The sequence below is a fragment of the Burkholderia sp. Ac-20353 genome, assembly GCF_017104785.1.
Taxonomy (GTDB): Bacteria; Pseudomonadota; Gammaproteobacteria; order Burkholderiales; family Burkholderiaceae; genus Burkholderia.
Map to the genome: position 1 here is coordinate 1 of NZ_JAAGPL010000264.1, position 9,897 is coordinate 9,897.

Annotated in this window: 11 protein-coding genes; 8 read left to right on the forward strand and 3 right to left on the reverse strand. The window is 68.5% G+C overall.

The genetic code is table 11. The features are described 5' to 3' along the window. Positions 1 to 108: 108 nt before the first annotated feature. From G3N94_RS37095 to G3N94_RS37130, 8 genes are all read left to right on the forward strand, one after another. Positions 109 to 627, forward strand: coding sequence for an RDD family protein (locus tag G3N94_RS37095; protein WP_346778769.1), 519 nt, complete (start codon positions 109 to 111; stop codon positions 625 to 627). Positions 628 to 845: 218 nt separating this feature from the next. Beyond that, positions 846 to 1,781, forward strand: coding sequence for a UDP-2,3-diacylglucosamine diphosphatase (locus G3N94_RS37100; RefSeq protein ID WP_205799201.1), 936 nt, complete (start codon positions 846 to 848; stop codon positions 1,779 to 1,781). Between the two features lie 26 nt (positions 1,782 to 1,807). Further along, a complete protein-coding gene (locus G3N94_RS37105) occupies positions 1,808 to 2,842 on the forward strand; it encodes a glycosyltransferase family 1 protein (protein WP_205799202.1) in 1,035 nt (344 codons plus the stop codon). Further along, positions 2,839 to 3,387: a diacylglycerol kinase gene (locus G3N94_RS37110; RefSeq protein ID WP_124602545.1), complete on the forward strand. Its 549-nt coding sequence runs from the start codon at positions 2,839 to 2,841 to the stop codon at positions 3,385 to 3,387. The genes G3N94_RS37105 and G3N94_RS37110 overlap by 4 nt, the downstream gene beginning before the upstream one ends. 175 nt (positions 3,388 to 3,562) lie before the next feature. After that, on the forward strand, positions 3,563 to 4,306 hold the full coding sequence (locus G3N94_RS37115; RefSeq protein ID WP_205799203.1) for a TetR/AcrR family transcriptional regulator: 744 nt from the start codon (positions 3,563 to 3,565) through the stop codon (positions 4,304 to 4,306). Next, positions 4,303 to 4,884, forward strand: coding sequence for a TIGR00730 family Rossman fold protein (locus G3N94_RS37120; protein WP_205799204.1), 582 nt, complete (start codon positions 4,303 to 4,305; stop codon positions 4,882 to 4,884). Before G3N94_RS37115 ends, G3N94_RS37120 begins: the two co-directional genes overlap by 4 nt. Before the next feature lie 31 nt (positions 4,885 to 4,915). Further along, positions 4,916 to 5,677 carry an SDR family oxidoreductase gene (locus G3N94_RS37125; protein ID WP_205799205.1) on the forward strand — a complete coding sequence of 254 codons (762 nt, stop codon included), beginning with the start codon at positions 4,916 to 4,918 and terminating at the stop codon, positions 5,675 to 5,677. A 281-nt stretch (positions 5,678 to 5,958) separates the two neighbouring features. After that, complete coding sequence (locus G3N94_RS37130; protein ID WP_205799206.1) at positions 5,959 to 7,851, forward strand: glycosyl transferase; 1,893 nt, start codon at positions 5,959 to 5,961, stop codon at positions 7,849 to 7,851. Between the two features lie 93 nt (positions 7,852 to 7,944). Here G3N94_RS37130 and G3N94_RS37135 read toward each other — a convergent pair whose 3' ends face one another. The 3 genes from G3N94_RS37135 to G3N94_RS37145 form a co-directional block, all read right to left on the reverse strand. After that, positions 7,945 to 8,562, reverse strand: a complete 618-nt coding sequence (locus G3N94_RS37135; protein WP_205799207.1) for a DUF924 family protein — start codon at positions 8,560 to 8,562, stop codon at positions 7,945 to 7,947. Further along, the gene (locus tag G3N94_RS37140) at positions 8,559 to 9,299 is read right to left on the reverse strand and encodes an alanyl-tRNA editing protein (RefSeq protein WP_205799208.1); all 741 of its coding nucleotides are present in this window, start codon (positions 9,297 to 9,299) and stop codon (positions 8,559 to 8,561) included. Before G3N94_RS37140 ends, G3N94_RS37135 begins: the two co-directional genes overlap by 4 nt. 104 nt (positions 9,300 to 9,403) lie before the next feature. Beyond that, positions 9,404 to 9,814: a group II truncated hemoglobin gene (locus G3N94_RS37145; RefSeq protein ID WP_042585938.1), complete on the reverse strand. Its 411-nt coding sequence runs from the start codon at positions 9,812 to 9,814 to the stop codon at positions 9,404 to 9,406. Between the last annotated feature and the right edge of the window lie 83 nt (positions 9,815 to 9,897).

The window sequence follows — 9,897 nt, forward strand, 5'->3', positions numbered from 1 at the left end:
CGTCGCGTCGTCCACCTCCGGCAGCGCGCCGACGACGACGCCACCGGCCGCGCCGACGCCCGTGTCGCCCGCCGACGCGCCGTCGCTGTTCAAGGGATCCTGAGCGGCGTGCCGCACGCTCCCGCGCTCGCTGCCACAGCGTCGTCCGCGCCATCCCCGGCGTCCATCCGGCGGCGCCTCGCCGCGATGCTGTACGAGGGCGTGCTGCTGTTCGGCATCGTGTTCTTCGCGGGCCTCGCATTCAGCCTCGCGACGCAACAGCGCAACGGCCTCGTCCATCACAACCTCCTCGCCGCGTGGATCGCACTCGTCGTCGGCGCGTACTTCGTCTGGTTCTGGACCCACGGCGGCCAGACACTGCCGATGAAGACCTGGCGCCTGCGGATCGAATCGGCCACCGGCCGGCCGCTCACCGCCGGCCATGCGCTCGTCCGCTATGCGCTCGGCTGGCTGTGGTTCCTGCCGCCACTCGCGCTGCATCCGCTCGCGGGCCTGTCGGTGCCCGTCACGCTGGCGCTCACGGGCGCGTGGATCGCCGTCTGGGCGGGCGCCGCATGGTTGCACCCGGCGCGCCAGTTCCCGCACGATCGCCTCGCGCGCACACGTGTTGTCGCGTTGCCACGCTGACGATCGCTTATGCGACGCGCGCGCCGCGTCGGGTGTCCGAAGCCGCTCGGCGGCAGTCAGCCACGCTGCCAATCAGTTGAAACCCGGCCGGAAATCGGGCCTGACGATTCACTTCTGAACCGACCCTATACGGCGTAATAAGAACATCTCGTGACTGTCACGGCATGGTCACGCTCGCATGGCGGAATGCCGGTAATGTCAACCGGCGCGAGTCATGCATGGGCCAGAAAACGTCCGCGACCCCCCTGTTTCGTCACCCTCTCGGCGCCCGCGCCGCCACCGCCTTCCTGTCCGGCTCGGCCGCGGCCGATGCCCTCGCCGCGCAAGACCCGCCTGCCGAGCACGCCAGGCAGCACGACGACCACGAACCGTCCGCCCATCGCTACCGCACCATCTGGCTGTCCGACATCCATCTCGGCTCTAGCGGCTGCCAGGCGCCGTACCTGCTCGACTTCCTGCGCCACAACGACTCGGAATACCTGTACCTCGTCGGCGACATCATCGACGGCTGGCAGCTGAAGAAGGGCTGGTACTGGCCGCAGGCGCACAACGACGTCGTGCAGAAGATCCTGCGCAAGGCGCGCAAGGGCACGCAGGTCGTCTACATCCCCGGCAACCACGACGAAGGCGCGCGGCAGTTCTGCGACCTCGCGTTCGGCGACATCCAGGTGCGCGGCGAGGCGTTCCACACGACGCTCGCGGGCAAACGTTTGTGGATCGTGCACGGCGACCTGTTCGACGGCGTGATCCAGCATGCGAAGTGGCTCGCGTATCTCGGCGACACGCTCTACACGCTGATCCTCGTGCTGAACCGCTGGTTCAACCGGATCCGCAGCCGGCTCGGCTTCCAGTACTGGTCGCTGTCGCAGTACCTGAAGCACCAGGTGAAGAACGCGGTCAACTTCATCTCGCAGTTCGAGACCGTGATGACCGACGAAGCGCGCCGCCGCGGCTGCGACGGCGTCGTCTGCGGACACATCCACAAGGCGGAGATCCGCGACATCGACGGCGTGTTGTACTGCAACGACGGCGATTGGGTCGAAAGCCTGTCCGCCCTTGTCGAAACGATGGAAGGCGAACTGAAAGTCGTCTACTGGACGGTGATGCGCACGCCGTCCGAATCCGCATCGCGCAAGACCAAAGCCACTGCCTGACTTACCCTTACAGGACACATGCCGCGATGAAGATCATGATCGTCACCGACGCGTGGGAACCGCAGGTCAACGGCGTCGTGCGCACGCTGAAGAGCACGTCCCGCGAACTCGCCGCGCTCGGCCACCGCGTCGAAATGCTGACGCCGCTCGAATTCCGCACGGTGCCCTGCCCGACCTACCCGGAAATCCGCCTGTCGATCCTGCCGTACCGCAAGCTGCGCGCGCGGATCGACGCGTTCGCGCCCGACGCGCTGCACATCGCGACCGAAGGCCCGCTCGGCCTCGCCGCGCGCCGCTATGCGCGCGCGCGCAAACTACCGTTCACGACCGCGTATCACACGCGCTTCCCGGAATACGTGCAGGCGCGCTTCGGCATTCCGCTTGCGGCGACCTACCGCTTCCTGAACTGGTTCCACGGCCCGTCGCGCGCGGTGATGGCGCCGACGCCCGTCGTCCGGGACGATCTCGAGAAATTCGGCTTCACAAACGTCGTGCTGTGGACACGCGGCGTGGATCTCGATATCTTCCGCCCCATGGAATCCAAGGTCCTCAATACTGCCCGGCCGATCTTCCTGTACGTCGGGCGCGTCGCGATCGAGAAGAACGTCGAGGCGTTCCTGCGGCTCGACCTGCCCGGCTCGAAATGGGTCGCCGGCGAAGGCCCCGCGCTCGCGGAACTGAAGTCGCGCTATCCGGAAGTGAACTATCTCGGCGTGCTGTCGCAGGCCGAGCTCGCGAAGGTGTACGCGGCCGCGGACGTGTTCGTGTTCCCGAGCCGCACCGACACGTTCGGCCTCGTGCTGCTCGAGGCGCTCGCGTGCGGCACGCCGGTTGCCGCGTACCCGGTCACCGGCCCGATCGACGTGCTCGCCGACGGGACCGCCGGCGCGATGCACGAGGACCTGCAGGAAGCCTGCCTCGAAGCGCTGAAGATCGAGCGCACGACCGCCCGCGACTGGGCCGAGCGCTTCTCGTGGCGCGCCGCGTCCGAGCAGTTCGCATCGCATCTGCAGCCGCTGCCGAAAGACGCCTATTCGCCCCCAGAAGGTGCCGCCGTTTGAAACGCGACCCGCACGACCAGACACTGCCCGGCGGCGCGCCGCTGCAGCACCACGCGCCATTCGACGAAGAAGATCCGCCGGGCAGCGATCCGCATCACGCCGAACCGGGCTCGCACGAGCCGCTCGGCACCGACGATCCGCTCGCACCGCTGCCGCCGAATCCGTACAAGCGCAATCGCGGCCTCACGCGTGCCTGGTATGCACTCAAGCATTCGCTGAACGGCTTCAAGGTGGCGATCCGCGAGGAAAGCGCATTCCGCCAGGAGCTGACGCTCGCCGCGCTGATGCTGCCGATCGGCGCGTTCGCGCCGGTGCCGGCCGCATCGCGCGCGCTGCTGATCGCGACGGTGCTGCTCGTGCTGATCGTCGAGCTGCTGAACTCGAGCGTCGAGGCCGCGATCGACCGCATCTCGCTCGAACGCCACGAACTGTCCAAGCGTGCGAAGGATCTCGGCAGCGCGGCCGTGACGGTCGCGCTGTTCGCATGCGTGACGACGTGGGGCTTCGTGCTCGGCCCGGTCGTCGCACGCTGGCTGGGCTTCTAGCACGCGATGCGGCGGTGCATCATCGCCGGGTATGCCCCGATGAGGAAATGCAACCGGGCCGGCGAAACCCCGGTTTATAATCGTCCGCTAGACTTAGAACAGTAACCCGCGCCGGACGAATCACGCAGCATCGATTGCAGCGCCTGCCAGTCCGGCATACACAGGGCCGGACGACATGGAAGCGAAACCTCCCCGCCGCACGCGCGAACGGATTCTCGAGTTGTCGTTGAAACTCTTCAACGAGATCGGCGAACCGAACGTCACCACCACGACGATCGCCGAGGAAATGGAAATCAGTCCAGGCAACCTGTACTACCATTTCCGCAACAAAGACGACATCATCAACAGCATCTTCGCGCAGTTCGAGCAGGCAATCGAAAAGCGCCTGCGCTTTCCCGAAGATCACCGTCCGACAATCGACGAGACATGGTCGTACCTGCAGTACATGGCCGACTTCATGTGGACGTATCGTTTCCTGTATCGCGACCTCAACGACCTGCTCGCGCGCAACCGCACGCTCGAGACGCACTTCAAGCAGATCATCAGCCACAAGGTGCGGTTCGCGCGCGACATGTGCGAGCTGCTCGTGTCGGACGCCGAGATGGTCGCGACGCCCGCCGAGATCGAGGTGATCGCAACGAACATGGCCGTGATCTCGACCTACTGGCTGTCGTACCAGTACGTGATGCACCCGCGCAAGTACAACGACCAGGACGCGATCCGCGAGGAACTGCACCAGGTCAGCATGCACGTGATTTCCGTGATGGCACCGTACCTGCGCGGCCGCTCGCGGGAGATCTTCGACGATCTCGCGTCCGGCAAGCTGCCGAAGCGCGAGTTCTACGACTACCTGCCGCCGCGCGACGGTTCGCCGCGCGTCGCAAGCGGGCCGGCCACCGCACGGGACGCAAAGCAATGAAGGCAGTGTGCGTCTATTGCGGGTCGTCGCCCGGCGTGCGGCCCGTGTATGCGGATGCCGCGCGCGCATTCGGCCGCGCGCTCGTCGATGCGGGGCTTACGCTCGTCTACGGCGGCGGCCGCGTCGGGCTGATGGGCACGATCGCCGACGAGGTGATGGCGGCCGGTGGCCGCGCGGTCGGCGTGATCCCCGAACTGCTCGTCGACAAGGAAGTCGGCCACACGGGCCTGTCGGAACTGCACGTCGTGCCCGACATGCATCATCGCAAGAAGATGATGGCCGACCTCGCCGACGCGTTCGTCGCGATGCCCGGCGGCGCCGGCACGCTCGAGGAGTTCTTCGAGGTCTACACGTGGGCGCAGCTCGGCTATCACCGCAAGCCTGTCGCGCTCTACAACATCGATACGTTTTACGATCCGCTGATCTCGCTGCTCAAGCATACGGTCGACGAAGGCTTCATGCGGCCCGCCTATTTCGATGCGCTGTGCATCGATGCGGATCCGGCCGCGCTGATCGACCGCCTGCGCCACTACCAGGCGCCCGTGCGCGACAAGTGGGCGCCCGACGAAACGGAATGACCGACACCCGAGCGGACCAACACCGAGCGCGATGACCGAACCTTCCGAACGCAAAGTCGTCCTGATCACCGGCGCGAGCCGCGGCATCGGCCGCGCGACCGCCCTGCTCGCGGCCGCGCGCGGCTGGGACGTCGGCATCAACTACGCGCGCGACGCGGCCGCGGCGAACGCCACCGCCGACGCCGTGCGCAACGCAGGCGGCCGTGCGTGCGTCGTGGCTGGCGACGTGTCGGACGAAGCGGACGTCATCGCGATGTTCGATGAAGTCATCACGACGCTCGGCAGGCTCGACGCGCTCGTCAACAATGCGGGCATCGTCGCGCCGTCGCTGCCGCTCGCCGACATGCCGCTCGAGCGGCTGCAGCGGATGTTCGACACGAACGTGCTCGGCGCGTACCTGTGTGCGCGGGAAGCCGCGCGCCGCCTGTCGACCGATCGCGGCGGGCGCGGCGGCGCGATCGTCAACGTGTCGTCGATCGCCGCACGGCTCGGCTCGCCGAACGAATACGTCGACTATGCAGGCTCGAAGGGAGCCGTCGATTCGCTGACGATCGGCCTCGCGAAGGAGCTCGGCCCGCATGGCGTGCGCGTCAACGCGGTGCGACCGGGGCTGATCGAGACCGAGATCCATGCGAGCGGCGGCCAGCCGGGGCGCGCGGCCCGCCTCGGGACGCAGACGCCGCTCGGCCGCGCAGGCGAAGCGCATGAAATCGCCGAGGCGATCGTCTGGCTGCTCAGCGACGCCGCGTCGTACACCACGGGCACGCTCCTCGACGTCGGCGGCGGCCGATAGCGGCTTCGGCTTCGGCTTCGGCTTCGGCTTCGGCTTCGGCTTCGGCTTCGGCTTCGGCTTCGGCTTCGGCCCCAATTGTTGCGGCTGCACAACATAAAATCGGGTCGCCACAAATCTCCACAATTCCCCGACAGAATTAGTAAACATTCGTAACAAATTCGTGATCTACTAGCGGCCATCGTCCGTGACAGCCGGCGCCGCCGCTTGTCCCCCCTGCCGCCGAAGGCGGCCCTTATCGGCCCGACCCATGTCGCCGGGCCGGCGCGACCAGAGATCTTTCCATGCAGGGAACCGCAGCGCCCGGCCGGCGACGCACGCCTGTGCCCGCCGCCGCCCAACACGTCCATTCGTCCGCCGAAGCCGACCTCTCCGTCACCCTTCACGCCGGCAGCACGCCCGCCGCGGCAGGCGGCGCCGCGACGTCGCCCGCGCGCAGCCGCGCCGAGCGCCTCGGCTGGCGTCTCTGGCTGCTGGTTGCGGCCGTGGTGTGCGCGTACGTGCTGCCCGGCGTGCTCGGCCACGATCCGTGGAAGCAGGACGAAACCTACACGTTCGGCATCATCCAGCACATGCTGGAGACCGGCGATTTCGTCGTGCCGACCAATGCCGGCCTGCCGTTCATGGAGAAGCCGCCGCTCTACGCGTGGGTCGCGACGAGCCTCGCGTGGCTGCTGCAACGCGTGATGCCGCTGCACGACGCGGCGCGGCTCGCCAGCGCACTGTTCGCCGTGCTCGCGTTCGGCTTCACCGCGCGCGCGGCGCGCGTCGCGAGCGGCGCGGCCGGCTGGTTCGACGCGAAGGTGATCGGGCCGGTCGCGCTGTGCGCGAGCAGCCTCGTCGTGATCAAGCACGTGCACGACATGATGACGGACGTCGCGTTGTTCGCCGGCACAGCGATCGCCTTCTGCGGCCTGCTCGAACTCGTGACCCAGCATCGCGCCCGCGCACGGCACGCGCAGCTCGGGCTGCCGGCGCAGCCGCTGAACCGCTGGGCCGCGCCGATGTTCGGCGCAGGCGTCGGCATCGCGCTGATGACGAAGGGGCTGTTCGTGCCGCTCGTGTTCGCGGCCACGCTCGCCGCGGTGCTGGTGCTCTACCCCGCATGCCGCACCCGGGCGTTCGCGCGCGCGCTCGGCGTCGCCGCGCTCGTGTTCGCGCCGTTCGCGATCATCTGGCCGACCGCGCTGTTCCTGCGCTCGGAGACGCTGTTTCTCGCGTGGTTCTGGGACAACAACGTCGGCCGCTTCTTCGGCTTCTCCGTGTCCGAGCTCGGTGCCGAAAACGACAAGCCGTTCTTCATCCTGCGCGCGTTCCTGGCCGTCGGCTTCCCGGTCGCGCCGCTCGCGATCGTTGCGCTCGCGCTCGGTGCCTGGCGCGACTGGCGCGCGCCGCGCATCGCGCTGCCGGTCGTATTCGCCGGCGTCGGGCTGATGGTGCTGCAGGTGTCCGCGACGTCGCGCCAGCTCTACATCCTGCCGTTCATCGCGCCGCTCGCGCTCGTCGCCGCGCAGGCGATCGACCGCCTGCCGCGCGCGCTGCACGCCGGCTGGGATTACCTGAGCCGCGCGCTGTTCGGCACTGTCGTCCTGCTCGCGTGGACGATCTGGTCGGTGATGGCCGATCCTGGCGCGTCGCATGCGCGGCTCGCGCCGCTCGGCCGTTGGCTGCCGCTCGACTGGACGATGCCGATCGTACCGGGCCTCGTGCTCGCCGCGCTCGCGCTGACGATCGGCTGGCTGTGGCTACTGCCGACGCTGCGCACGACGGGCCGCTGGCGCGGCGCGCTGTCGTGGGCCGCGGGCGCGCTCGTCGCGTGGGGGCTCGTCTATACGCTGCTGCTGCCGTGGCTCGATGTCGCGAAGAGCTACCGCTCGGTGTTCGACGACCTGAACGCGCACCTCGCGCTCGAATGGAACGACGGCGATTGCATGGCGAGCCTCCACGGGCTCGGCGAATCGGAAGCGCCGATGCTGTACTACTTCTCCGGCATCCAGCACACGCCGATCTCGGACGCGCGCACGACGCGCTGCACGTGGATGATCGTGCAGGGCGTGCGCGCGGTCGACCCGAAGCCCGGCAGCGATTGGCAGCTGTTCTGGTCGGGTGCGCGTCCCGGCGACGACGAGGAATTGCTGCGCGTCTACGTGCGCACGCCCGAGCAGCACCGGCAATAACCGATCACACGGGGCGGCGCGGTGCGCCGCCTGTCCGCCAGGCCGCCAGGCCGCCAGGCCGCCGGCCGAAACTCCCGAATGCCGGAACGTCGCTCAGAACGACGACCCAGGCTCGCGCAGGAACGCGGCCTCTTCATCGGTCGACGCGCGTCCGAGAATCGCATTCCGGTGCGGAAACCGGCCGAAGCGCTCGATCACCGCCGCATGCCGCAGCGCGAAGTCGTGATAGCCCGCGCACCCGGCCTCCTCCCGAATTCCGTCGCACAACCGCACGGCCTCGCGCTGGCTGTCCGGCGACTCGTCGTGCTCGAACGGCAGATACGCGAACGCGCGGTGATGCCCGCTCGGCAGCCCGGCATCCCGGCCCGCGGCGACGAGCCGGCGTGCAAGCTCGAGCGCCTTCGGGTCCGCGGCGAATGCGCGCGGCGTGCCGCGATGGATGTTGCGCGAGAACTGGTCGAGCACGACGATCAGCGCCAGCGTGCCGAGCGGCGACGCGGCCCAGTGGTCGCAGGCGCCGTCGCACGCCGCATCGAGCAACGCACCGTAACGCTCGCGCAGCACCGTATCGAGCGCCGCGCCACCGTTGAACCACATCTTGCGTGCGACGCCGAATTCCGCCGAGCCGGGCGTGCCGAACCAGAAATCCAGCACCTCGCCCGCGCGCGGATCGAGTGCCCCATCGTCGTTGTTCGCGTGATTGACCGTCATGCAAGCTCCAGTACCAGGCGTCGCGTACGCGCGCTCTTCTTTTCGAGTTTCGCGACCCGCAGGCCGCCAATTTCCGACGTGTTGCGCACGTGCGTGCCGCCGCACGGCTGCAGGTCGACGCTGTCGATCCGCAACAGCCGCACGCGGCCGAGCCCCATCGGCGGCTTCACGCTCATCGTGCGCACGAGCTCGGGCCGCTCGGCCATTTCGTCGTCGGTGATCCATTCGGTCGTGACCGGATGCGCGCCGCCGATCAGCTCGGCCAGCCGCCGCTCGACGTCGTCGCGGTCGATCGGCTCGGCCGTCGCGAAATCGAGCCGCACGTAGTCGGCGGTCACGCTGCAGCCGTCGACCGGATACGGCAACACCGCGCACATCAGGTGCGCGGCCGTATGCAGCCGCATGTGCCGGTAGCGGCGCGCCCAGTCGATTTCCGCGACGATCCGCGCGCCGGGCGCGAGCGCCTCGAGTGCAGCAAGGCCCGCGTGCTGGCCCGGCGCCGGCACGTGCACCGCGTCGTCGGGCGTCGCGCCGTCGAACTTCGCCTTGCGCGTGTCGTCGATCGCGATCGACGTGCCGTCCGGCAGCGTCAGCACGCCGCTGTCGCCGGCCTGGCCGCCGCCGAGCGGATAGAACACCGTGCGGTCGAGCCGGATGCCGTCGTCGCCGAGCGCCGTGACGACCGCTTCGCAGCGGGTCAGGTACGCGTCTTCCCGAAACAATGCCTGTGTCGTCATGGGGAAAATTCTCGTGTTGAACGGGGAGCGGCCAGTGTCACGCGCAGCCGCACCGCCGGCCAGACGCACTGCGGGCGGCAGCCGGGCGGCGGCGTACCGGTCGATCAACCGGGCCGGTTGCGCATCCAGTCGGCGGTATCGTAGAACGAATGCATCAGGCGCTCGCGCAGCGGCTCGGGCAGGCCGACGTCCTCCATCGCCCACGCCATGCAGCGCAGCCACTGGTCGCGCTCGACCGACGCGATCGGGAACGGCAGGTGCCGCGCGCGCAGGCGCGGATGGCCGAAGCGGCTGATGTAGTGGTCCGGCCCGCCGAGCCAGCCGCACAGGAACCAGAACAGCCTGTCGCGCGAACCGTCGAGCGACGCCGGATGCAGCGCGCGGATCTGCGCGAACTCCGGCTCGAGGTCCATCAGGTCGTAGAAGCGATCCACCATCTCGCGCACGCGGCCTTCGCCGCCCACGAGTTCGAACGCGGTCGGTTGCGACGGCGCGTCGTCATTCACATCGGTCATACGGATAATCGGAAATCAGGGTCATCAGGGCCGCCGGCGACGCTCATGCGTCGCGCAGCGATTGCAGCGCGGGACGCCGCAGC

What these genes read in the sequence shown, in the direction of transcription:
- G3N94_RS37135 (WP_205799207.1), bottom strand. Translation starts at nt 8,562, where the DNA reads ATGACGGTCAATCACGCGAACAACGACGATGGGGCACTCGATCCGCGC.
- G3N94_RS37100 (WP_205799201.1), top strand. Translation starts at nt 846, where the DNA reads ATGGGCCAGAAAACGTCCGCGACCCCCCTGTTTCGTCACCCTCTCGGC.
- G3N94_RS37125 (WP_205799205.1), top strand. Translation starts at nt 4,916, where the DNA reads ATGACCGAACCTTCCGAACGCAAAGTCGTCCTGATCACCGGCGCGAGC.
- G3N94_RS37120 (WP_205799204.1), top strand. Translation starts at nt 4,303, where the DNA reads ATGAAGGCAGTGTGCGTCTATTGCGGGTCGTCGCCCGGCGTGCGGCCC.
- G3N94_RS37105 (WP_205799202.1), top strand. Translation starts at nt 1,808, where the DNA reads ATGAAGATCATGATCGTCACCGACGCGTGGGAACCGCAGGTCAACGGC.
- G3N94_RS37115 (WP_205799203.1), top strand. Translation starts at nt 3,563, where the DNA reads ATGGAAGCGAAACCTCCCCGCCGCACGCGCGAACGGATTCTCGAGTTG.
- G3N94_RS37145 (WP_042585938.1), bottom strand. Translation starts at nt 9,814, where the DNA reads ATGACCGATGTGAATGACGACGCGCCGTCGCAACCGACCGCGTTCGAA.
- G3N94_RS37130 (WP_205799206.1), top strand. Translation starts at nt 5,959, where the DNA reads ATGCAGGGAACCGCAGCGCCCGGCCGGCGACGCACGCCTGTGCCCGCC.
- G3N94_RS37140 (WP_205799208.1), bottom strand. Translation starts at nt 9,299, where the DNA reads ATGACGACACAGGCATTGTTTCGGGAAGACGCGTACCTGACCCGCTGC.